Source organism: Pseudomonas sp. MS15a(2019), from assembly GCF_013277805.1.
In the GTDB taxonomy this organism is placed as follows: domain Bacteria; phylum Pseudomonadota; class Gammaproteobacteria; order Pseudomonadales; family Pseudomonadaceae; genus Chryseomonas; species Chryseomonas benzopyrenica.
In genome coordinates, this window is the sequence record NZ_VBTN01000010.1 from 540,185 (window position 1) to 562,795 (window position 22,611).

A 22,611-nucleotide genomic window follows, 5' to 3' on the forward strand; every position below is an offset into this window, starting at 1 on the left:
CTGGCAGAGATGGGCTGAATGCCAGCTGAACTGCCCACGGCACCCTCACAATTGAGAATACTTCCCATTTGGGAACCCTGGCGCTAAGCTGCTGCCCAAACTAGCTGGACCCACACTCTATAAGCGGAGAGCGCCATGAGCCGTACTGAAACCGATAGCATCGGCCCCATCGAAGTAGCCGACGACGTCTACTGGGGCGCCCAGACCCAGCGATCGCTGGAGAACTTCGCCATCGGCAACCAGCAGATGCCGCTGGCGGTAGTGCATGCCCTGGCGACGGTGAAGAAGGCGGCCGCGCGGGTCAATCTGCGCCTTGGCGAACTGCCGGAAGATGTCGCCACCCTGATCGAAAAGGCCAGCAGCGAGATCCTCGACGGCTTCCACGATGACCAGTTCCCCCTGGTGGTCTGGCAGACCGGTAGCGGCACCCAGAGCAACATGAACGTCAACGAGGTCATCGCCGGGCGCAGCAACGAACTGGCCGGCAACGGCATGGGCGGCAAGAAGCCGGTCCATCCCAATGACCACGTCAATCGCGGCCAGAGCTCCAACGACTGCTTCCCCACCGCCATGCACATCGCCACCGCCCTGGCGGTGCAGAACGACCTGCTGCCGGCCATCGCCGAGCTGTCCGGCGGCCTGGCGCTGCAATCGGCGCGCTACCAGAACCTGGTCAAGACCGGCCGCACCCACATGATGGATGCGACGCCAGTGACCTTCGGCCAGGAGCTGTCGGCCTTCGTCGCCCAGCTGGATCTGGCCGAGCGCGCCATCCGCAACGCCCTGCCGGCGGTCCTGGAACTGGCCCAGGGGGGTACCGCGGTCGGCACCGGCCTAAATGCGCCCAAGGGCTTCGACGAAGCCATCGCCAAGGAAATCGCCGAACTCACCGGCCTGCCCTTCGTCACCGCGCCGAACAAGTTCGCCGCCCTCGCCGGCCATGAGCCGCTGGTGGCCCTGCACGGCGGCCTCAAGACCCTGGCCGTGGCGCTGATGAAGATCGCCAACGACCTGCGCCTGCTGGGCTCCGGTCCGCGCGCCGGTTTCGCCGAGGTGAAGCTGCCGGCCAACGAGCCGGGCAGTTCCATCATGCCGGGCAAGGTCAACCCGACCCAGTGCGAGGCGCTGTCGATGCTGGCCTGCCAGGTGATCGGCAACGACGTCACCGTGGGTTTCGCCGCGAGCCAAGGCCATCTGCAGCTCAACGTCTACAAGCCGGTGATCGCCCACAATGTGCTGGAATCCATCCGCCTGCTGGCCGATGGCAGTCGCAACTTCAACACCCATTGCGTCACCGGCATGGAGCCGGACGAGCACAAGATGGCCGAGCACCTGGAACAGGGATTGATGCTGGTGACGGCGCTCAATCCGCACATCGGCTACGACAAGGCCGCCGAGATCGCCAAGAAGGCCTATGCCGAGAACAAGACCCTGCGTGCCGCCGCGCTGGAGCTTGGCTACCTGACCGACGAGCAGTTCGATCAGTGGGTACGCCCGGAGACCATGCTGGAAGCCGGTGGCCGTGGCTGAGGCCCGCGGCGCCACGCCGCTGGAGGGGGATGGCCGGCGTCTGCTGGTCATCCAGGGCAATCCCAAGCGCACCAGTTTCTGCCAGTCGCTGGCCGACGCCTATGTCCAGGGCGCCCAGGCCAGCGGCCAGGTGGTGCGCCAGCTCAAGTTGGCCGATGCCCAGTTCGATCCGGTGCTGCGCGAAGGCTATGACCTCTCCCAGACCCTGGAGCCGGATCTGCTGGAAGCCCAGCGGCAGATCCACTGGGCCGAGCACCTGGTGTTCATCTACCCGGTGTGGTGGAACGGCTTGCCAGCGGTATTGGCGGGCTTTCTTGAACGGGTGCTGCAACCGGGCTTCGCCTTTGCCCAGCGCGACCAGACCTGGGGCGGCGAACCCCTGCTGACCGGCCGCAGCGCCGAGTTGCTGGTGACCTCCGACACCCCGCCCTCCCCCTGGCAGCGCCTGCGCAACCAGGCGCCCCATCGCCAGGGCATCCAGGAGGGCCTCGAGGCCTGCGGTATCCAGGTGCTGCAGGTCCATGAGTATTCGCCAGTGCGGGCAGCCGACGAGGAGCAGCGGTTGCGTTGGTTGCAGGAAGTGGAGCGGTTGGGGCGGAACGAGTAGTTGCACGTTTTCTATCGCGGCCATGGGCCGCTCCTACACCTTGGACAATCCGTAGGAGCGGCCCATGGCCGCGATCAGCAAGACGCCCGAGTTCCGTAGGAGCGGCCGCATCGGCGGACCGGCATGGCCGCGATTTCGTCGCTGCAAACCGAAGCCTGGCATAACCAAAGCGCCTTTTATTCTTTCTCCTGCGGATCATCCATCGGCACTATCGGCTCTCCTCTTTCGTCTGCGGAGCTCCGTCATGACCCGCTATCTCATCCTTCCCGGTTGGCAGGGCTCTGGCCCTGAACATTGGCAGACCCACTGGCAACGCCTGCTGCCGGACGCCCGTCGTGTCGAACAAGACGACTGGCAACGCCCCGATCCGCAACGGTGGGTGGATGCCCTTGACCAGGCCATCGCCAGCTCGCCCTTACCCGTGGTGCTGATCGCCCATAGCCTGGGTTGCGTCACCGTCGCGCGCTGGGCCGCCAGCGCTCCGGTAGCGCGTCGGCAGCGGGTGCTGGCCGCCTTGCTGGTGGCGCCGGCCGACGTCGAGCGCCCGGGTTGCCCGGCGGAGCTGGTGGGTTTCGCGCCCTTGCCCCGCCAGGCGCTGCCCTTTCCCTCGCGGGTGGTGACCTCGGACAACGACCATGCCATCAGCCTTGCGCGGGCCGATGCCCTGGCGCAGGCCTGGGGCAGCGAGCTGGACATCCTGCCCGGCGCCGGCCATATCAATACCCGCTCGGGGCATCGGCAGTGGGAAGAGGGTCTGCTGCAGCTGGCGAAGCTGGGATCGGCCCAGGGCCTGCGGGTCGCCTGAGCCGCGCTCAGCGGTCAGAAACGCCCCATGACCTGGCTCTGGCCGGCCCTGAGCCAGCCGATGCTCTGCAGCACCGGAGAGATGTCGCTGCCGGGCTGCGCCGTACCCTGCACCTGACCCCGCCAGTTGGCTAGGCTCAGGCGCAAGTCCAGACGATGCTGGCCGGGGCGCTCGAAGACGCCCTGCAGCCAGGGTGCGGTCTGGCAATCCACCTGCAGCCGAACGTCGCCCAGGCTGAGTCGCCGGGGCACCAGGATCTGCAGGCCATCGCCCTGCCAGGCGCCACCGGCCGCCAGGCAACGGCGCCAGCTGCCCCCGAGGCGGACGGCGCCGACCAGCCGACCGGCGAGCAGCGCACTACCCGGTGTTTGCACCCAGCGCAGATCGCCACCGGCGAGATCGGCCCGCCACTGCCAGGGCCAGCCGCTCAGGGTCAGCCCCCAGGGCGCACCTTCGGGCTCGCCTACCGTGACCTGCAGCCTGCCCGGCCAGCGCAGGTGCCACTGCCAGGGCCCGGCGCCACCACCGGGCCAGGCGAGGCGCTGCATGCCGCCGCCGAGCAAGGAGCCCTGCAAGCCGACCGGGGTGACCTGGGGCGGCAGCAGGCGCGGCAGCCAGTCCGCGGCCGGCCAGTAGAGCAGGCAGCCCAGGGCGAAGATCAGGCAGGCGAACAGGGTGAACGCCAGGCGCACGAGCCAGCGAGTCATGGCGCGCGCTCCACCAGTACCGCCAGGACTTCCAGTTCGAAGGCCACGCCCGTCGGCTGGCTGCGGATCCTCAGGGTCCGGGGCAACCAGCCACGCACACGCGCCCAGGCCTGCAGCCGCTCCACGGCGGCCACATTCACCGCGTCTCCGCGCAGGTGCCAGACCGGCTCGCCCAGGGTCAGGGCGCTGAAGGTCACCCCGTCAACCGCACCGCGCCAATCCGCCTCCTGCAACGGCTGGGCGACGGGCAGCGCCCGAGCCTCTTCGGCGAGGCGGACCCAGTCCACCGAGACGGGTCGACTGCCTGGCGCAGGGCGCAGCAACAGGATGGCGGCCAGCAACAGGATGACCAGGCCGCCGAGGGCCAGTCGCCGGCGTTCGGCAGGCAGCCGCTGCCAGCGCTGCAAAAGGATGCTCATGGTCGCTTCTCCGTCGAGGCCGCCAGGCGCAGGGTCAGGCGCCCGGCCTGCCGTTGCCACTGCAGGGTAGCGAATTCCTCACCGAGTCGGGTGCGCAAGGCCTTGTCCAGGCTGGCCGGCCCGTCCAGCACCACCTGGATGCCCTGCTCGTCCAGCGACCACTCCACCAGGCGCAGGCCGGGCTGAGTATTCAAGGCGGCGCCGAGCGGCCCCCCGAGCCGCTGCCAGAGGCGCCACTGACCCTCCAGCTGCCGTTGGGTGCGGCTGGCCAGCTGGAGTTCGCGCGCGGCGCGGCCGGCATCGAGCCGGTCGCTAGGCAGGCCCAGACGCTGGGCGACATAGGCCCGGTCCGTCTGGGCCTGGCGCCAATGCTGCACCTGTTGCAGCCCCAGGTGCACCGCGGCCAGCACCGCAGCGGCGGCCATGCCCAGTACCAGGGGCCGTGGCAGCTCCAAGGACGCTCGACGGCGGCGCTGGCCTTGCCGTGGCCAGAGATCCTGGGGCGCCACGCCGGCGGCGGGCTGGGGCCAGAGGGGTGCGACGGTGGCCTCGGGATCGGCGTCGAGCAGAGTGGCCAAGGCTGGCGGCAGACTCGCCTGGAGCGCGCTGGGCCAGGTCAGCCAGACGTCGCGATCCGCCACGCGGGTCTTGAATCTCAGGCTGTCGCCCAGGCGCACGCCGATCCCACCCTCGGCGGTGGGCTCGGGCAAGAACTCGAAGTCGACCCAGCAGGCGGCCACCGTCCAGCCGCAGGCGGCGCAGTGCTCACGCCAGGCCTCCAGCAGCGCCCGGTCGAGGGCCAGCAGGCGCAACCGGCCAGGAGCGCGACCCAGGCAGACCAGGTGCTGGCCGCTGGCGTCCGCCAGCAACTGGTCTTCCAGCAGCAGGCCCCACTCGTGGGGACGCAGTCCCTTGGGCGCGGCGACGTCGAACAGGCTGCAGTCCTCACCGTGCAGCAGCAGGGTCACCGGCTGGGCGGCCTCTGGCAGCGCCGCCGCGGCTTGCAGCCGGTCGCCCTGGAGGCGCGCGGCCACCAGCGGATTGTCCGGGCCCGGCGGACCGGGTCGCCGCGTGCGCAGGAGCAGGCGCGCGGAACTCTGGGCCGGGCTGAGGTCGCGGCGCAACTGGGGCAGCAGGCGCCCGAACGGGAGGGAGGCGAGCATGGGGTCAACCTGTCTGAGGCAGGGCGAAGGTGCAGACATAGCCGGCACCCTGCACGGTAAAGGTCAGCCGTACCCCATTGGCGGGTTCGGCCTGGGGCGGATAGGCGAGCCAGCGCCCGCCGCCGTGAAATTCCAGTTGCAGGCGCTCGATGCCCGGTTGGTCGAGCACCGGTTGCCAGACCGGGGCCTCCACCGCATCCAACTCGGCGCTGCGCCACAGTCGCAGCCGCTCCTGGTCGGCATCCCATTCCAGGCGCTGGCGGCGCAGGCGACCGGCGCCCTGTCCCGCACTCAGCGGCAGGGCATCCAGGGCGACCCAGTCCAGCCGGTGCTCGTCGGGGTGCCAGTCCAGCAGGGCGTTGTGCAGCGGCAGACGGTGCTCCTGCAGCGGGCGCAAGACCAGGCCACCCAGGCGGCGATCCAGCAGGCCGCAGAGGTCCAGTACCCGCGCATCGGCCGACTCCCGCGCAGCCAGGCGGCCGCGGGCGTCGAGCCAGAGATTGACCAGCCCACCCAGCAGCAAGGCGAGCAGCGCCGTGAGGGCGATGGCCAGCAGCACCTCGATCAGGGTCATGCCCGCCTGGCCCCTCATGGTTGGGCTCCGGCATGGATCGGCCAGTCGCCCAGGGCTCGACCGAGGGCGGCATCGGCATAGAGCGCCAGGCGTTGCCCGCCCAGGGGCCCGCCCGCGCCCTCCAGACGCCAGTAGCAGCGCTCGCCGCCCTGGCTCAGTTCGCCCTGACTGGCAGTCAGGCCTTCCACCTGCCAGCGGGCCTGGAGTTCGCGGGCGCAGAGCTGGGCCCGTTCGCGGGCCTGGGCGACGCCGGCGATGTCCAGCCGCTGGCCGATCACCTGGCTGACGCCCACCGCCATGAAGGCAACGATGGCCAAGGCCACCAGCACCTCCAGCAGGGTGAAACCACGCTGGTTCATGGACGCTCCACCGCGGCACGCCCCCGCAAATCGACCACCAGCAGCCATTGCCGCTCTTCTTCGGCGAAGGCCAGGCGCTGGCCTTGGGTATCGCCGTTCGGCCACCAGACCAGCCGCGGCTGGGCACTCACCGGCTCGGCCAATTGCAAACCGCTGGGCCAGCGCCCGTCGGGTAGATCGGCGCTGGCCAGGGGTTGCCAGCGCGGGCCCTGGGCATCGGCCACCAGCTGCAGATAGCGAAAGCCGGTGGCGTCGGCCTGCCAGCCGAGGATGCGCCCGCTGTGACGGGCGGTGTCCCGCGCCAGCTGGAAGTCGCCCGCGAGGCTTTCCAGCCGCCACTGCCCGGCCGGACTGCCGCCGCCCAGGCGCGCCACGCCCACGGTGGTCAGCAGCCCGACGATCAAGAGCACGACCATCAGCTCCAGCAGGGTGAAACCGCCCTGGCGCCCCGGCATGGCAGCTCAGAGGGTCCAGTTGCCGATGTCGGCATCGCTGCCCTCGCCGCCTTCGCGGCCGTCGGCGCCGAGGCTGTAGAGATCCACCCGGCCATGTTCGCCGGGGATGCGATAGCGATAGGCGGCGCCCCAGGGGTCCTCCGGCAGGCGGCGGATATAGCCGTCGGCGCGATAGTTGCGCGGCTCGGGGGCCTGGGTCGGCTTGCTCACCAGGGCGGCGAGGCCCTGCTCGGCGGTGGGATAGCGCAGGTTGTCCAGGCGGTACATGTCCAGCGCCTGCTCCAGGCTGGCGAGATCGGCGCGGGCCTTCTGCTGCATGGCCTTGTCCTGGTTGTCCAGCACATTGGGCGCGACGATGGCCACCAGCAGGCCGATGATGAAGATCACCACCATGATCTCGATGAGGGTGAAACCGGCCTGGCGGGCGGGTACGGCATGGGAAGGCATCGCGAAAGTCTCCTTGGGGTGCATCAGAGGTTGAGCGCCTGGTTGAGCTGCATGATGGGCAGCAGGATGGCGAGTACGATGGCCAGCACCACCCCACCGAGCACGAGGATCAGCACCGGCTCGAACAGCGCCAGGGCCAGGTCCACCTGCTGGTTGAAGTCGCGCTCCTGGGCATCGGCGACCCGTTCCAGCATGGCATCGAGGGTGCCGCTGGCCTCGCCGCTGGCGACCATGTTCACCAGCAAGGGGGGAAAGACGCCGCTGCGATCCAGCGCCCGGCCAAGGCCCGTGCCGGCAGTGACCTGCTCGATGGCGGCTTCCAGGGCATCGCGCAGCACCTGGTTGCCCAGGGTGGCGCGACTGACCTGCAGGCCTTCGAGCACCGGGATGCCGCTGCCGATCAGGATCGCCAAGCTGCGGGTCAGGCGGGCGCTGTCGAGGGTGCGCAGCAACTCGCCCAGGCGCGGCAGGCGCAGCGGCTGCCGGTGCCAGCGTCGCCGCCACTCGACCTGGCGCAACAGGCGCTGCACACCTAAGCCGACCAGCAACACCAGGCCCAGCAACCAGGGTCCGAAGACCAGCAGACCGTCGCTGACGGCCACCAGGGCGCGGGTGATCCAGGGCAGTTGCAGGCCGCTGTGGATGAATTGCTCGGTGAGCTTGGGCACCACGAAGGTCATCAGCCCCGCCACCACGGCGACCGACACCAGGGCCAGCGCCAGCGGATAGATGAGCGCGGTGCGCGCCTTGTGGCGCTGGCGCTGCACCCGTTCGAGATAGTCGGCCAGGCGTTCCAGCACCGGGCCCAGGCGTCCGGCCCGTTCGCCAGCGGCCACCAGGGTCAGGTACAGCGGATCGAAGGTGCCCGGATGACGCCCCAGGCTGTCGGCCAGGGTATAGCCCTCGCGCACCTGGCCCAGCAGATCCAGCAGCAGCGCCTTGAGCGCCGCCTGGCGACTCTGGCGCTCCAGCATCTGTAGGGCCTCGGCCAGGGGAATGGCGGCGCCCACCAGGGTCGCCAGCTGGCGGGTGAAATCGGTGCGGCTGTTGGCATCCAGCCGCCCGGCACGGTTGCGGGTCCCCCGTGCCGGACCGGTCGCCTGCACCTCGCGGGGAAAGAGGCCGCGCTCGCGCAGCAACTGGCGAGCATGGCGCTCGCTCTCGGCCTGGATGACATCGCGCTGGCGACGCCCGTCGCCGTCCAGCGCCAGGTAGCGGTAGGCCGGCATCAGCGCAGCGCTCCGCCGAGGGCGTTACTGGTGCACCGCACGCAGCACCTCCGCCAAGCTGGTCTCGCCTGCCGCCAGGCGCTCCAGGGCGCTCTCGGCCAGAGTAGCGCGGCGGCCTTCCAGCAGCCGGGCCATCTCGCCTTCACCGGCGCCGCGATAGATGAGCTCGGCCAGTTCGGCGTCCAGGGCGACGAACTCGTAGAGCCCCAGGCGACCGCGATAGCCACTGCCATTGCAGCTTGGGCAACCCTGGGGCTCGCGCAGCCGTTCGAGCCCGGCCAGCCCTGGCAGCAGCGTCTGTTCGGCCGTCCGCAGTGGACGCCAGGCCGCGCAGCTGCACAACCGTCGTACCAGCCGTTGGGCTAGCACGCCCTTGAGGCTCGACGCCAGCAGGAAGGGCTCCACGCCCATGTCACGCAGCCGGGTGATGGCGCCCAGGGCGCTGTTGGTGTGCAGGGTGGAGAGCACCAGGTGGCCGGTGAGACTGGCCTGCACGGCGATGCCGGCGGTCTCCACGTCGCGGATCTCGCCGATCATGATGACGTCCGGGTCCTGCCGCAGGATGGCCCTCAGGCCACTGGCGAAGGTCAGGCCGGCACGCGGATTGACCGGCGTCTGGCCGATGCCGGGCAAGGCGTATTCCACCGGGTCTTCCACGGTAAGGATGCTGCGACTGCCTTCGTTGAGCAGCCCCAGGCTGGCATAGAGGGTGGTGGTCTTGCCCGACCCGGTGGGGCCAGTGACCAGCAGGATGCCGTTGGGCTGCGCCAGGGCGCCGCGCAGGCCGGCATCGATGGCCGGCGGCAGGCCGAGGCGTGAGAGCTCCAGCAGGCTGGCCTGCTTATCGAGGATGCGCATGACCACCCGCTCGCCATGCACGCCGGGCAGAGTCGAGACGCGGATGTCGACGTCGCGACCGCTGGCCCTCAGGGTGATGCGGCCGTCCTGGGGCTGGCGCTTCTCGGCGATGTCCAGCCGCGCCATGACCTTGATCCGCGACACCAGCATGGCCGACAGCGCCCGCGGCGGGCGCAGCAGCTCGCGCAGCACCCCATCCACCCGCACCCGCACCACCAGTGCCTGCTCGAAGGTTTCCACGTGCAGGTCGGAGGCATCCAGGCGCAAGGCCTCGGCGAACAGGGCGTTGATCAGGCGGATCACCGGCGCCTCGCCAGCGCTGTCGAGCAGGTCCTCCACTCGTGGCAGCTCCTCCATCAGCCCGGCCAGGTCGACGGTCTCGCCGAGGCCTTCCACCAAGGCCTCGGTGCTGGCCTGGCCGGCTTCGTAGAGCGGCCCCAGGCGCTGTTCGAAGACCTCGCGGGCGAGCCATTCGCAGCCCTGCGGCGGTCCGTGGCGGCGCTGCACCTCCTGCAGCAGCGCCAGGTCCGCATCCGTGCGGCACAGCAGCCGATAGCCCTCGGGTGCGGCGGCCAGGGCGATGCCGGCCTGGCGCGCCAGACGATAGGGCAGCGTCGGCGTCATCAGAGGCCGTCCAGGCGCGCCCGCGCCGAGGGATAGAGACTCTGCAGGGTGGGCGCACCGCGCGTGCCCGGTGGCGTGGCCGGCAAGGCCGCGGCCGGGGCGGCGGCGCGCATGCCGCGGTACTTGTCCTCGCTGATCTGCTGCACCAGCGCCGGATCGCGCAGGATGCGCGGGCGAATGAACACCACCAGATTCTGCTTGGTGCTGGAGCGGGTACGCGACTTGAAGAGATTGCCCAGCACCGGCACGTCGCCCAGCAGCGGCACCCGCTGGTCGCTGTCGCTACCCTCGTTGCTGATCAGGCCGCCCAAGACGATGAGGCCATTGTCCTCTACCATCACCGTGGTCTTGATCTCGCGCTTGTTGGTGACCACGTCGCTGGCACGCACGTTGTCGGCCAGGGACGAGACCTCCTGGACGATCTCCATGCGCACCGTGTCGCCCTCGTTGATCTGCGGCTTGAGACGGAGCTTGACCCCCACCTCGCGGCGCTCGATGGTCTGGTAGGGATTGGCGTTGTTGCTGGTGACCGAACCGGTGACGAAGGGCACCTCCTGGCCGACCATGATGGAGGCTTCGGCGTTGTCCAGGGTCAGCAGGGTCGGTGTCGACAGCAGGTTGAAACCGCTCTCGCTGCGCATGGCCTGCAACAAGGTGACGAAGTTCAGCCCGCTGCCGCCGATGCGCCCGACCCCGGCGGAGATGCCCTGCATGCCCGAGAGCAGGCTGCCCAGGGCGGTGGTGTCCTGGTTGGCCGCGGCGGCGGCGATACCGTTGATGGGCGTGCCGTTGGTGAAGTTGACGCCGCCCGCCGGCAGGTTGCCATTGCGGTCGAGGAACAGCCACTGGACGCCCAGCTGGTTGGCCTTGGTGTCGGTGATCTCGGCGATGATGGCTTCCACCACCACCTGGGCGCGGCGGATATCCAGCTGGCTGATGATGCGCTTGTAGCCGGCCAGCTCCCGCGGCGGCCCGATCAGCACGATGGAATTGGTGCCCATGTCCGCTTCCAGGCGAATACCGGGCGCTCCCGGCGCTAATGTCCCGCCGCCACCCTTGGGCAGAGGAGCCTCCCCCTCTCCACTACTTTCAGCAGGGGTGGTATTACCGACAGGGGCGGCCACAGGGATCTCCACCCGCGCCTCCTGGGTGACCTCGCCGCTCAGGCCGCGCAGTACCTTGACCACCTCGCCGGCCTTGGCATGGTGCAGATAGACCACCTCGGTGTCGCTGGCGGCATCGCGAGAGACGTCCAGTTCGGCCACCAGCCGGCGTACCTGACGCCGCACGCTTTCGTCGCCACGCACCATGAGAGCATTGCTGCGGGCGTCGGCCAGCACCTGGACGCCGCCGCCGGCCTGGCCGCGGCTGGCCAGCAGGCGCTCCACCAGCGGCGCGGTGTCACGCGCCTGGGCATGGCGCAGGCTGATCATCTCCACCGGTTCGTCGCGCCCGCGATCCAGCCGCGTCAGCAGCTGGCCGATGCGGCTAAGGTTGCTGCGCCAGTCGGTCACCACCAGCAGGTTGCTGGCCGGATAGGGCGTGGCCACTCCGACCCGGGCGTCCATCAGCGGGCGGACGATGCCCAGCAGCTGTTCGAGATTGCCGCCGCGCACGGCGAATACCCGGGTCGCCACGGTATCCCCGGCGCCGGGCTTGGCCGGGGCGCCGTCGTCCACCTCCACCGGCAGCGGCTCGGTGCGCGCAGCCTGGTCCGGCAGGATCTTCACGCTGCCGTCGTCCAGCTCCACCGCGGCGTAGCCATTGGCGCGCAGCTGGGCCAGGGCCAGAGCATAGACGTCATCGGCGGCCAAGGGCTGGGCGCTGCGTACCGTCAGGGTACCGCGCACCCGGGGATCGATGACGAAGTTGGTGCCGGTGATGCGCCCCACGCTTTCGATGAACAGATCGATCTCGGTGTTCTCGAAATTGACCTCGAAGCGTTGGTCGGCCTGGGCGCCGAGCAGCCAGAAGGCGAGGAGCAGGCCGCAATAGCTGCGTTTCTTCACAGGGACAGTCTCACGGGTAGGGCCAGGGCGCGGCCCCGACGTTCCAGTTCCAGGGTCAGGGCGCCGGTGGCGCGCCAATGCGGCAGGCGTTGCAGCAGCGTCCGGGTATCGGCCACGGGGACGGCGTCCACCCGGCGTAGCACGTCGCCGGGCTCAAGTCCGAGGCCACTGAAAAAGGCCGGCTCGGCGCCGGGTTGCAGGCGGTAGCCGGTCAACTCGCCGTGTTCGCGCACGGGGGTGGCGCGAATGCGTCTGAGCAGACTGGCGAGGTCACCCTCCTCCGCCGCTGGCGTAGACGGCGCCTTGACTGTGGCCGGCTTGGCCGTATCGCTAGCGGCCAGGCCCACCAGCGCTCGCGGCGCCGGCCAGGGCAGCCGCTCTTCGCGGCCGGCGCGGCTGAAGACCAGGCCCTGGGCGTCGATGGCGGTCAGCACCAGCCCCGGCGCCAGGCTGTCGCCCAGGACCAGCGACCGCTGGCGATCGCCGTGGCGCAGGACCACCACGGAGCCGTCGATGGGCACCGCCTTGATTGCCCCGACCCACTGGATCGGCAGGGTGCTGGGCGCCGCCTGGCTGGCGGCGCGCCAATGGCCGGCGAGCAGATCGGTGGCGGGAGACGCCTCGACCTGGACACTGGGTACGGGCGTCGGCAGCCACAGCAGGCGCAGATCGCAGACCACCCGCGCCGCCAGCCAGGCGGCGATGCCCAGCCACAGCAGGGTCAGCAGCCGCAACGCCAGGGGATGGATGAGCAGGCGCGCCATCAGGCCAGAGACTCCAGACGGCGGCGTAAGGCGGCCAGCGGATGCCAGCCCGGATGGCCTTCGACGAACTCCAGGCGTGGCACGGGTAGCGGCGCCAGGCCCCAGTCGGCGGGCCGGGCGCGCAGAAAGGCTTCGAGGCGTTGCCACAGCGCCTCACCGGCGCCGAGCTCGCGCCCCAGGGCGAAGGTACGACAGGTGGTAAAGGAGGCGCCCAGGGGCGCCTGCACCGGTCCGATGCGCTGGCCACGCGGCGCGCCGTAGCGGCAGGTCCACTGGACGCCCATCAGCCGCGGCAGATCCTGGCTGTTGTCCAGCAGCAGGGGTTCGCCGAAGCGATTGTCCGCGGCTTCCTCCAGCAGCGTGTGCAGGCCGTCGGCCGAGGTGGGCAGATCCAGCACCGTGGCCTCGTGGCCGCCACAGAGGGCGATCAGGTGCTCGCGGGTGATCCAGTCGCCCCGGCGCAGCGGCTGGTCGTATCTCAACCCCGGCAGGAGCACCGGCTGCGCATCGCCACCGCCCAGGGCCGCGGCGATCAGGGCGTCCCAGCTGCCGCCGAGCAGGTCACGGCGCCAGAGGTCCACCGGCGCCCGTGCCAGACGCTGGTCGAGCCACCCGGCATGGGGCGCGCGGGCGACGGCCAACTGACGCTGGTGGCTTTCCAGCAGGGCCCGGTCGAGCACCCGCTCGGCCTGCACCGGATGGAAGACGGCGTCCAGGCGCCAGCCGTCGCGACCACCCCGGCAGCGGATCTCGAAGATACCGACGCCGCGGCAACCCGGCAGGCACACCGGCAGCGGCCGACCGCTACCGCGCATCACCGGGATCAGCTCCGGCCAGAGATCCTGCCCGCGAGCGCAGAGCAGCAGGTCCGCTTCCTCCAACCGCTCGGCCAGCCACAGGCCCGGTCCACTGCCGACATCGGCCAGCACCACCAGCAGATCGACCTTGCCCCGTGCCTCGGCCAGCACCGGGCGCAGCCGGGCATACCAATCGGCCAGGGGCGCCTGCTGATCGCTGGCATAGGGATCGGTCACGCCGACCAGGGCGATGCGCACCCCGTCGCGCTCGATCAGGGTGAAGGGGGCGACGCCCAGGGCGCTGCGCTGTTCCTCGGTGAGGGTGGCGCCCAGTACCGGACGACCATAACGGCGATAGAGGGCGGCGCTGCGCTCGGGCCAGAGCAGGCGTTCGTCACTGCTGACCCGGACCTCGCTGCCCAGCAACTGGCTGCCATCCACCCCGGCTTCGCCGCGGGTGAGCTGGGTCAGGCCGCTGCCGTTCCAGCACTGGCCATTTTCCAGGGTCAGGCTGCGGGTCGCGCCCTGACGGGTGCGCAGCTGGGAGAGCTGACAGGCCAGGGCGGCATAGCCACCGTAGCGCTGGCCATCGCCACGCCCGGCATCCAGCAGAGGCGCCAGCGTCGGGGCCAGGCGCGCGGCATCGGCACCGGTGCGCCAGGGCGCGGCGCCGATGCGCCCGGCCGGGCCGAGGCGTACCCGCGGCACCACCGGCCAGCCGGGTTCGCGGGCGTCCAGGGTGTCGGCCACATAGAGCAGTTGTAGATCGGCATCCCCCGAGCGAGTCGAGAGGCCCTGGGCACAGCCGCCCAGCAGCGGCACCGTGGCGCCCGCCGCGAGCCAACCCAAGACCTGGCGTCGTGCCCAGTTGCTCATCCGATGTCTGCCCTGCGCGCTAGAGAGGGCGGCATCCTAGGCGGCGAAAAGCTACAAATTCATGACAAAACAGCAAGTTACAAACTGTTACAGATGGTCTGCCGGGAAATGACCGGCTGTAACCTTTCAGTCACCAGACCATCACAGAGGCTTCCTACAGTCGCCGCTCCCGTGATTAATCAAGGAAGCTTTGCGCATGAGCACTTTCACGAGCGACGACCGTAACCGTAATGAAAGCGGCAACGAACCGCTGGACGCCGTCGTCGACCGTTACCTGTCGCGCCGCAGCGTCATGAAGGGCGGCCTGGGCGCTGCGATCGCCATGATCGCCGGCGGCGGGCTGACCGCCTGCTTCGACGGCGGTGGCGGCTCGAACGACGATCCGGCTCCCAGCCAGCCGACCCCGGCGCCGCAGCTCAAGCTTGGCTTCGAATCCATCCGCGGCGCGCGCCTCGACGCCATCGTCCTGGCCGCCGGCTACAGCGCCCGCACCCTGGCGCCTTGGGGCACCCCGCTGAACAACCTGGCCAACGCCTGGCGCAGCGATGGCAGCAATACCTCCACCGACCAGGCCAATGCGGCTGGCATGCACCACGACGGCATGCACTTCTTCCCGCTGAACAACTCCAGCAGCGATGGCCTGCTGGCCATCAACTACGAATACATCGACCAGAAGGTGCTGCACCCCAACGGCCCGACCACCACCAACGGCAAGCGGCCCGCCGAGGAAGTGCGCAAGGAGATCAACGCCCACGGGGCGGCGGTGATCCGCATCCGCAAGGTCGACGGCATCTGGCAGGTGGTGACCAACGACGCCCTGAACCGCCGTTTCACCAGCGCCACGCCGATGGAAATCGCCGGCCCGCTGCGCGGCAACGCCAACCTGATCACTCCCTACTCTCCGGACGGCACCCGTACCCGCGGTACCAACAACAACTGCGGCAACGGCTTCACCCCCTGGGGCACCTACCTCACCTGCGAGGAGAACTGGCCGGGCATCTTCGTCAACAAGGGCACCCTGCCGGTAGACCAGAAGCGCATCGGCATCACCAACAAGAGCAACTACGGCTGGGAGACGCCGGCGGGTGACGCCAGCGAGGTGGACAACGAATTCCGCCGCTTCGACCTGACCCCCACCGGCGCCAGCGCGACCCAGGACTTCCGCAACGAAGCCAGCGGCTACGGCTACATCGTCGAGATCGATCCCTACAACAGCGCCGCGCCCGCCACCAAGCGCACCGCCATGGGCCGCTTCCGCCACGAGGGCTCGGCCTACGGCATTCCGGTCGCCGGCCAGCCGCTGGCGTTCTACATGGGCGACGACTCGCGCAACGAATACATCTACAAGTTCGTCTCCGCCGCCGCCTGGGATCCGGCCGACGCCAACTCGGCCAACCGCCTGGCCATCGGCGCCAAGTACCTGGACAACGGCACCCTCTACGTCGCCCGCTTCGACGACGGCGGCAACGGCAAGTGGCTGCCGCTGACGGTCAATGCGCCGACCAAGGACGGCCGTACCCTGGGCGCCCTCTATGGCGACCTGGCCGGCATCATCCTCAACACCCGCGGCGCCGCCGATGCGGTGGGCGCGACCCCCATGGACCGCCCGGAGTGGACCACCGTCAACCCCTTCACCGGCGAGGTCTACGTCACCCTCACCAACAACTCGGCGCGCACCGCCGCCAACGCCGCCAACCCGCGGGTGCCTAACGTCAACGGTCACATCGTGCGCTGGAAGGACAACAGCAACCAGACCGACTTCACCTGGGACATCTTCGTCTTCGGCTCCGACGCCGGTGCCGCACCCGACATCAACCGCTCGGGCTTGACCGAACTCAACCAGTTCGCCAGCCCCGACGGCCTGGCCTTCGACAGCCGCGGCATCCTCTGGATCGAGACCGACAACAGCGACAACGCCGTGGCCGAGTACACCAACGACCAGTTGCTGGCGGTCATCCCGGCCCAGGTGGTGGACGGCAGCGGCAAGCAGGTCGCCATCTCGGCCACCAACCAGACCGCGCTGCGCCGCTTCCTGGTCGGGCCCAACGGCTGCGAGATCACCGGCATCACCTGGACGCCGGATCTCACGACCATGTTCATCAACGTCCAGCATCCGGACAACTGGCCCTTCAGCGAAGTCGCCACCGAGGCCACCCCGGCTGGCACCAAGGTACGCCCCCGCGCCTCCACCGTGGTGATCCAGAAACTCGACGGCGGCCCCATCGGCGTCTGATCGCGTCGGCGATAGCCAGGCTCCCCGGTCGGCAACGACCGCGGGAGCCTTTTGTTTTGCGGCGGACTCGATATTCGTCCTGTGACGTTTTCACCTCCTGGCGCCAGATTGACCGTAGGTTGGGCTGAGACTGCTCCATCGTCGAAGCCCAACATTGCCGGACCCAAGCCCCGCTACGTTGGGCTTCGCTACGCTCAACCCAACCTACGACGAGCGGTGACAACGGCCGCTTCCGCGCGCGCTGGCCGCGATTAGCTACTGCAACACCTCCGCCCCGCCCGGTCCAGGGACCCACAGGGTGGTGTCACGCGTCGCCAGCCAGCGCACCCGTTGCGCCGGCACCGCCGCATGCCAGCGACTCACGCCCTGGGCCGCCAGCTGCCGCACCTGGCGAAAGACCTGGCCATCGCGACGCACCTCGACCCCGAGCAGGAAGTCGCCGCTGTTGAGGATCAGTCTTTGAGTCAACAGGCTGAAGGTCTCCTCCCCTACCCCGGGCAAGGCCTGGCGCAGGGCCTCGACAGTGGCGTAGCCCTGGGCCGGCCGCGCGGTGATCAGCAGTTGCAGCGTCTCCCGCGGCACCTCACCGAGAAACAGTGCCTCCAGCAGCGGCAGGTGGCTCATCCCCAGGGCATTGGCATTGAGGCGCCAGCCTGAGGTTTCCGGCAGCGCGCAGAGTTCGCGCAAGTGCAGATGCCGACCGGGTCGCGCCGGCACGATCAGATCCAGCTCACCTATCTCGGCCAAGGGCAGATTGGGCACCAGCACCGGTGGCGTCAGGCGCAAGGCATCGGGAGTCTCCAGACCGAATTCACGGGTCTCGCCATCGGCATCGACCCAGTCGGCGAGGCGTTCGGCGAAGCCCTCGGCCGTCAGTCCCGGCTCACCCAGCCCACCAGGACGCTGCGCCAGCAGCCGCTTCAGCTGGCGCAAGGCCAGGTCCCGCTCCGGACCGACCAGGGCGTTGACGTTGAAGCAGCCATGCAGATCGCGCAGCTGGGCACGGACCTGGGCGCCTTCCACCTCATAGACCAGCACCTCGCCGCTCAGGCTCCGCCAGAACTCGGGGCGCTGCCGCGCGCCAGCTTGCACCAGCCCCTGCGTGACCACCTGCTCGGCGCCAGTCGCCAGCGCCCGCGCCAGGGTCTCGTGCTCCAGCAACCTCGCCCGCTGCAGCTCGGCCCGCCCCTCGGCCAGCAGCACCGGCAACAAGGCCGCCACCAGCGCCAGCGCCCAGAGCGCCATCAGCAGGGCCACGCCCCTTTGTCGCCGCACCCCTGTTCCTCCAGGCAAAAGCGGCATTGGAACCGACTCAGGTTGCAGAATCGTGGCAGTGACGCAGATGCCTGTTGGGCTTCGACGATAGGGCCGTCTCAGCCCAACCTACAAAGCCTAGGTAGGTTGGGTTGAGCGCCAGCGAAGCCCAACAATCCAACGCCCAACAAAAAACCCGCCACCAGGGCGGGTTCCTCACCACGAAGGCCTCATCACAGCTTGGCGATGGACACCTCGGTGGATTTGACGAAGGCGATCACCTCGCTGCCCACCACCAGCTCCAGCTCCTTGACCGAGCGGGTGGTGATGACGGAGGTGACGATGCCGGCGGCGGTCTGGACGTCGATCTCGGAGAGCACCGAGCCTTCGATGATTTCCTTGATGGTGCCCTTGAACTGGTTGCGAACGTTGATGGCCTTGATGGTCATGGCAAAACTCCTCGGATGAGCGATCAGTAGGCCCAGCGCAGTTGCGTGGGCAGGGGTTGCACGATTTCCGGTAGATCGGGATTGAGCGGTTGCTGCAGCACCCGGGCCAGCACCTCGGCTTCCAGGCGGGCCAGCTGGGCATCGCCGGCGGCCCGGGGGCGCGCCAGGGTGACGTCGAGATCCAGGCCGACATGGCCGTCTTCGATGAGCACCACGCGGTCGGCCAGGGCCACCGCCTCGCCCACGTCGTGGGTCACCAGCAACACGGTGAAGCCGTGGCGCTGCCAGAGGCCTTCGATGAGTTGCTGCATCTCGATACGGGTCAGGGCATCCAGGGCGCCGAGCGGCTCGTCCAGCAGGAGCAGGCGCGGCTGGTGGATCAGGGCGCGGGCCAGGGCCACGCGCTGCTTCTGGCCGCCGGACAGCGCCGAGGGCCACTCCTGGGCACGATCGGCCAGGCCGACCGCCGCCAGGGCTTCCAGGGCGCGCGGCTTCCAGTCGCCCTTGAGGCCCAGGCCGACGTTGTCGATGATGCGTTTCCACGGCAGCAGGCGTGCGTCCTGGAACATCAGCCGGGTGTCTTCGCGATGCTCCGCCAGGGGTTCGTCCTGCCCCAGCAGGGTGCCGCCACTGGCGCGGTCGAGTCCCGCCACCAGGCGCAGCAGGGTACTCTTGCCGCAGCCACTGCGACCCACCACGGCAACGAACTGGCCGGCCGGGATTTCCAGATCGATCCCGTGGAGCACGGTGCGCTCGCCAAAGGTCTTCACCACCTGTTGCAGCTTCAGGGCGATGCCCCGCGCCAGCGGCGGAACGGCTTGCAGACTGGTCATGCGTGGGCTCCTTTCTGATAGGCCGGGTGCCAGCGCAGCCAGGCACGTTCCAGGCCGCGGGCGGCCAGATCCGCCAGCTTGCCCAGTACGGCATAGAGCAGGATGGCCAGCACCACGATGTCGGTTTGCAGGAATTCCCGGGCGTTCATCGCCAGGTAGCCGATGCCGGAGCTGGCGGAAATGGTCTCGGCGACGATCAGCGTCAGCCACATCAGGCCGAGGGCGAAGCGCACCCCCACCAGGATGGCCGGCAAGGCGCCCGGCAGCACCACGTGCCAGAACAGCCGCGCCCCGGAGAGGCCGTAGCTGCGGGCCATCTCCACCAGCGCCGGATCGACGTTGCGGATGCCGTGGTAGGTGTTGAGGTAGATGGGGAAGAACACCCCCAGGGCCACCAGGAACAACTTGGCCGACTCATCGATGCCGAACCAGAGGATCACCAGCGGGATCAGTGCCAGGTGCGGCACGTTGCGCACCATCTGCAAGGTGCTGTCCAGCAGGCGCTCGCCCCACTTCGACAGCCCGGTGATGAAGCCCAGCGCCAGGCCGATGCTGCCGCCGATGGCGAAGCCGATGCCGGCGCGCCAGCCGCTGATGGCCAGGTGTTGCCAGAGTTCGCCGCTCTTGACCAGGCTCCAGCCCGCCTCCAGCACCGCCGCTGGCGACGGCAGGATGCGACTGGACAGCAGGCCGCTGCTCACCGACAGCTGCCAGGCGGCGAGCAGGGCCACGGGCACCAGCCAGGGCGCCAGGCGCTGCAATTGACGTTCGGTCGTGCTGCTCATGCCGCCTTCCTCAACTCTGCGCCGCTTTTTGCGGCAGGATGTCGTTGGCCACCATCTCGCCGAAGGGACTCACGTAGTTGGCGCCTTCCACCTGGGTCGGGCGCTTGACCGGCAGGTGCGGGAACAGCAGCTCGGCCACCCGGTAGGATTCCTCCAGATGCGGATAGCCGGAGAAGATGAAGGTATCGATGCCCAGGGCGGCGTATTCCTTGACCCGCGCGGCCACGGTGGGACCGTCGCCGACCAGGGCCGTCCCGGCACCGCCACGCACCAGGCCGACACCGGCCCAGAGATTGGGCGCGATCTCCAGGTTGTCGCGACGGCCCCCGTGCAGGGCGGCCATGCGCTGCTGGCCGACCGAGTCGAAGCGGGCGAAGGCCGCCTGGGCCTTTTCGATGGTGGCATCGTCCAGGTTAGCGATCAGCCGGTCGGCGGCCTTCCAGGCCTCTTCATTGGTCTCGCGGACGATCACGTGCAGGCGGATGCCGAAGCGCACCGTGCGGCCCTGGGCGGCCGCCTTGACCTTGACCGCCTCGATCTTCTCGCGCACCGCGTCCAGCGGCTCGCCCCAGGTCAGGTACAGCTCCACCTGCTCGGCGGCCAGGTCCTGGGCGGCATCGGAGGAGCCGCCGAAATACAGCGGTGGGCGCGGTTGCTGCAGCGGCGGATAGAGCAGCTTGGCGCCCTTCACCTGGATGTGCTTGCCTTCATAGTCCACCGTCTCGCCTTCCAGCACGCGACGCCAGATGCGGGTGAACTCCACCGAGGCTTCGTATCTTTCGCTGTGGGACAGGTGCAGGCCGTCACCGGCCAGTTCGTCCGGATCGCCGCCGGTGACCAGGTTGAACAGCGCCCGGCCGCCGGACAGGCGATCCAGGGTGGCCGCCTGCCGCGCCGCCACGGTGGGCGAGATGATCCCGGGGCGCAGGGCCACGAGGAACTTAAGTTTCTGGGTGACCGGAATCAGCGAGGCGGCCACCAGCCAGGAATCCTCGCAACTGCGGCCGGTGGGGATCAGCACCCCACCGAAGCCCAGGCGATCGGCGGCCTGGGCGACCTGGGTCAGGTAGCCGTGATCGACCGCGCGGGCGCCTTCGGCGGTACCCAGGTAGTGGCCATCGCCGTGGGTCGGCAGGAACCAGAAGATATCGAGACTCATGGGGGCGTTCTCCAGCAGGCGAAATCAGGGTTGGGCGGCAGCGGTCTGCAGACTGGCGGGCGGGGTCCACACCACGTCGCGGATGACCAGCGGCTTGGGAATCAGCTTGAGGGCGGTGAAGGCGTCGGCGATCTTCTGCTGCTGCGCCGCCACCTCGGGACTGATGAACCGGGCGCCATAGCCCTGGCGCTTGACCACCCGTTCGGCGGTGTCCAGCGGCAGGTTCAGCAGCGGCGCCACCTGGGCGGCGACCTGGTCGGGGTGGGCCTTGGCCCACTCGCCCACCGAGCGCACCTCGTCGACGATGGCGCCGACCTGTTCGGGATGGGCCTTGGCGAAGCTGCGGGTGGCCAGATAGAACTGGTGGTTGTCGGCGAGGCCGGTGGCATCGGTCAGGGTACGTGCCTGCAGCTGGGTCTCGGCGGCGGCCTGGTAGGGATCCCAGATCACCCAGGCATCCACCGCGCCGCGCTCGAAGGCGGCCCGGGCATCGGCGGGCGGCAGGTACACCGGCTGGATGTCCTGGTAGGGGATGCCGGCCTTGGCCAGTGCCTGCACCAGCAGATAGTGGACGTTGGAACCCTTGTTCAGGGCGATCTTCTTGCCCTTGAGATCGGCCAGCGAGCGGATCGGCGAATCCTTGGGCACCAGGATGGCTTCGCTGGTGGGCGCGGGCGGCTCATGGGCCACATAGACCAGATCGGCGCCGGCGGCCTGGGCGAACACCGGCGGTGTCTCCCCGGTCACGCCGAAATCGATGCTGCCGACGTTGAGGCCTTCCAGCAGCTGCGGGCCGCCGGGGAATTCGGTCCACTGCACCTTGACGCCGTCCTTGGCCAGACGCTGCTCCAGGGTGCCGCGAGCCTTGAGGGTGATCAGGGTGCCGTACTTCTGGTAGCCGATGCGTACCGTCTCTTCCGCCTGCGCCAGGCCGGCGGCCAGGGTCAGCAGGGAAACGGCGAGCAGTGAACGGGTGAAGGAGAACTGCATGACTGAGGCTCCGGGTCAGATACCCCAGCGCGCCTGGCCGATACGATCGGCCAGCAGCTCGGGAGTCAGGGGTTGGGGACGCCGCACCAGGGCCGCGTGGAATTGTTCGAGGGATTCTTGGAGGCGCTGCTCCAGCGCCGGGGTCAGGGCGACGCCGGTCTCGGTATAGCTGACCTGGCTGTCGTCGGCGAAGACGCCATTGAGGATTTCCTGGGCCTTGAGCGCCGAGAGCACCGGCTTCAGCGCATAGTCGATGGCCAGCAGATGACCACTGGAGCCGGCGGTGGCCAGCGGCAGCACCACCTTGTGGGTCAGGGCCCGCTCGGGCAGCAGATCCAGCAGGGTCTTGAGGGCGCCGGCCAGGGAGGCCTTGTACACCGGGGTGGCGATCACCAGGCCATCGGCGGCCTGCAGCTGGGCGATCAGTTCCACCACCGGCGGGCTGTCGAAACGGGCGCCGATGAGGTCGGCGGCGGGAAAGTCCTGGATACGCCAGCGCGACAACTCCACGCCACGCGTCTGCAGCCAGTTCGCCGCCAGATCCAGCACACCGGTAGAGCGCGAACGCGCTCCCGGACTGCCCGCCAAAGTCACCACCTGCATCGCCGCCTCCAGGATAAAAAGGAGCGGTGTCGCGCCGCTCGAAAAGGATTGAGCGGACCTTAGCAAGGGGCACTTATTCCCT

At 69.3% G+C, this 22,611-nt stretch carries 23 protein-coding genes; 4 read left to right on the forward strand and 19 right to left on the reverse strand.

Features of this window, described 5'->3' with window-relative positions; translation table 11 throughout:
- The first annotated feature begins 135 nt into the window (after positions 1-135).
- From FEZ61_RS16950 to FEZ61_RS16960, 3 genes are all read left to right on the forward strand, one after another.
- Positions 136-1,530, forward strand: coding sequence for a class II fumarate hydratase (locus tag FEZ61_RS16950; protein ID WP_017639811.1), 1,395 nt, complete (start codon positions 136-138; stop codon positions 1,528-1,530).
- Entirely contained in the window at positions 1,517-2,137 is a 621-nt protein-coding gene (locus FEZ61_RS16955; protein WP_007162355.1) for an NAD(P)H-dependent oxidoreductase, read from the forward strand. Before FEZ61_RS16950 ends, FEZ61_RS16955 begins: the two co-directional genes overlap by 14 nt.
- A 244-nt stretch (positions 2,138-2,381) precedes the next feature.
- Positions 2,382-2,942 (forward strand): alpha/beta hydrolase, encoded by a 561-nt coding sequence (locus FEZ61_RS16960; RefSeq protein ID WP_017639812.1) that lies wholly within the window; start codon positions 2,382-2,384, stop codon positions 2,940-2,942.
- A gap of 14 nt (positions 2,943-2,956) precedes the next feature.
- Here the strand turns inward: FEZ61_RS16960 and FEZ61_RS16965 are convergent, their stop codons facing one another.
- From FEZ61_RS16965 to FEZ61_RS17020, 12 genes are read right to left on the reverse strand one after another with little or no spacing between them, the layout of a single operon-like run.
- The gene (locus FEZ61_RS16965) at positions 2,957-3,649 is read right to left on the reverse strand and encodes a hypothetical protein (RefSeq protein WP_017639813.1); all 693 of its coding nucleotides are present in this window, start codon (positions 3,647-3,649) and stop codon (positions 2,957-2,959) included.
- Positions 3,646-4,068 (reverse strand): hypothetical protein, encoded by a 423-nt coding sequence (locus tag FEZ61_RS16970; protein ID WP_173149603.1) that lies wholly within the window; start codon positions 4,066-4,068, stop codon positions 3,646-3,648. The genes FEZ61_RS16965 and FEZ61_RS16970 overlap by 4 nt, the downstream gene beginning before the upstream one ends.
- The gene (locus tag FEZ61_RS16975; RefSeq protein WP_173149605.1) at positions 4,065-5,231 is read right to left on the reverse strand and encodes a type II secretion system protein GspL; all 1,167 of its coding nucleotides are present in this window, start codon (positions 5,229-5,231) and stop codon (positions 4,065-4,067) included. The genes FEZ61_RS16970 and FEZ61_RS16975 overlap by 4 nt, the downstream gene beginning before the upstream one ends.
- 4 nt (positions 5,232-5,235) lie before the next feature.
- The gene (locus FEZ61_RS16980) at positions 5,236-5,823 is read right to left on the reverse strand and encodes a prepilin-type N-terminal cleavage/methylation domain-containing protein (RefSeq protein WP_173149607.1); all 588 of its coding nucleotides are present in this window, start codon (positions 5,821-5,823) and stop codon (positions 5,236-5,238) included.
- On the reverse strand, positions 5,820-6,164 hold the full coding sequence (locus tag FEZ61_RS16985) for a prepilin-type N-terminal cleavage/methylation domain-containing protein (RefSeq protein WP_064309455.1): 345 nt from the start codon (positions 6,162-6,164) through the stop codon (positions 5,820-5,822). Before FEZ61_RS16985 ends, FEZ61_RS16980 begins: the two co-directional genes overlap by 4 nt.
- Positions 6,161-6,619: a GspH/FimT family pseudopilin gene (locus tag FEZ61_RS16990; RefSeq protein WP_173149609.1), complete on the reverse strand. Its 459-nt coding sequence runs from the start codon at positions 6,617-6,619 to the stop codon at positions 6,161-6,163. Before FEZ61_RS16990 ends, FEZ61_RS16985 begins: the two co-directional genes overlap by 4 nt.
- A 6-nt stretch (positions 6,620-6,625) precedes the next feature.
- The gene (gene gspG, locus FEZ61_RS16995) at positions 6,626-7,066 is read right to left on the reverse strand and encodes a type II secretion system major pseudopilin GspG (protein WP_017639819.1); all 441 of its coding nucleotides are present in this window, start codon (positions 7,064-7,066) and stop codon (positions 6,626-6,628) included.
- Between the two features lie 23 nt (positions 7,067-7,089).
- The gene (gene gspF / locus FEZ61_RS17000; RefSeq protein ID WP_173149611.1) at positions 7,090-8,295 is read right to left on the reverse strand and encodes a type II secretion system inner membrane protein GspF; all 1,206 of its coding nucleotides are present in this window, start codon (positions 8,293-8,295) and stop codon (positions 7,090-7,092) included.
- A gap of 24 nt (positions 8,296-8,319) precedes the next feature.
- A complete protein-coding gene (locus FEZ61_RS17005) occupies positions 8,320-9,777 on the reverse strand; it encodes an ATPase, T2SS/T4P/T4SS family (RefSeq protein WP_173149613.1) in 1,458 nt (485 codons plus the stop codon).
- The gene (gene gspD, locus FEZ61_RS17010) at positions 9,777-11,786 is read right to left on the reverse strand and encodes a type II secretion system secretin GspD (protein ID WP_173149615.1); all 2,010 of its coding nucleotides are present in this window, start codon (positions 11,784-11,786) and stop codon (positions 9,777-9,779) included. The genes FEZ61_RS17005 and gspD overlap by 1 nt, the downstream gene beginning before the upstream one ends.
- Positions 11,783-12,550 (reverse strand): hypothetical protein, encoded by a 768-nt coding sequence (locus tag FEZ61_RS17015; RefSeq protein ID WP_173149617.1) that lies wholly within the window; start codon positions 12,548-12,550, stop codon positions 11,783-11,785. Before FEZ61_RS17015 ends, gspD begins: the two co-directional genes overlap by 4 nt.
- Positions 12,550-14,223, reverse strand: coding sequence for a lipoprotein UxpA (locus FEZ61_RS17020; RefSeq protein ID WP_173149619.1), 1,674 nt, complete (start codon positions 14,221-14,223; stop codon positions 12,550-12,552). Before FEZ61_RS17020 ends, FEZ61_RS17015 begins: the two co-directional genes overlap by 1 nt.
- Before the next feature lie 196 nt (positions 14,224-14,419).
- Between FEZ61_RS17020 and FEZ61_RS17025 the strand changes: the two genes are divergently transcribed.
- On the forward strand, positions 14,420-16,456 hold the full coding sequence (locus tag FEZ61_RS17025) for a PhoX family phosphatase (protein WP_173149621.1): 2,037 nt from the start codon (positions 14,420-14,422) through the stop codon (positions 16,454-16,456).
- A gap of 255 nt (positions 16,457-16,711) precedes the next feature.
- Here FEZ61_RS17025 and gspK read toward each other — a convergent pair whose 3' ends face one another.
- The 7 genes from gspK to ssuE form a co-directional block, all read right to left on the reverse strand.
- Entirely contained in the window at positions 16,712-17,731 is a 1,020-nt protein-coding gene (gene gspK / locus FEZ61_RS17030; RefSeq protein WP_256563055.1) for a type II secretion system minor pseudopilin GspK, read from the reverse strand.
- A gap of 212 nt (positions 17,732-17,943) precedes the next feature.
- Positions 17,944-18,159 (reverse strand): TOBE domain-containing protein, encoded by a 216-nt coding sequence (locus FEZ61_RS17035; protein ID WP_010795839.1) that lies wholly within the window; start codon positions 18,157-18,159, stop codon positions 17,944-17,946.
- Positions 18,160-18,182: 23 nt separating this feature from the next.
- Entirely contained in the window at positions 18,183-18,992 is an 810-nt protein-coding gene (gene ssuB, locus FEZ61_RS17040; RefSeq protein ID WP_093255926.1) for an aliphatic sulfonates ABC transporter ATP-binding protein, read from the reverse strand.
- Positions 18,989-19,777 (reverse strand): aliphatic sulfonate ABC transporter permease SsuC, encoded by a 789-nt coding sequence (gene ssuC, locus FEZ61_RS17045; RefSeq protein WP_093255924.1) that lies wholly within the window; start codon positions 19,775-19,777, stop codon positions 18,989-18,991. The genes ssuB and ssuC overlap by 4 nt, the downstream gene beginning before the upstream one ends.
- 10 nt (positions 19,778-19,787) lie before the next feature.
- A complete protein-coding gene (gene ssuD / locus FEZ61_RS17050; protein WP_173149623.1) occupies positions 19,788-20,936 on the reverse strand; it encodes an FMNH2-dependent alkanesulfonate monooxygenase in 1,149 nt (382 codons plus the stop codon).
- Between the two features lie 24 nt (positions 20,937-20,960).
- Complete coding sequence (locus tag FEZ61_RS17055; protein ID WP_017639830.1) at positions 20,961-21,926, reverse strand: sulfonate ABC transporter substrate-binding protein; 966 nt, start codon at positions 21,924-21,926, stop codon at positions 20,961-20,963.
- A 15-nt stretch (positions 21,927-21,941) separates the two neighbouring features.
- Complete coding sequence (gene ssuE / locus FEZ61_RS17060) at positions 21,942-22,529, reverse strand: NADPH-dependent FMN reductase (protein WP_173149625.1); 588 nt, start codon at positions 22,527-22,529, stop codon at positions 21,942-21,944.
- Between the last annotated feature and the right edge of the window lie 82 nt (positions 22,530-22,611).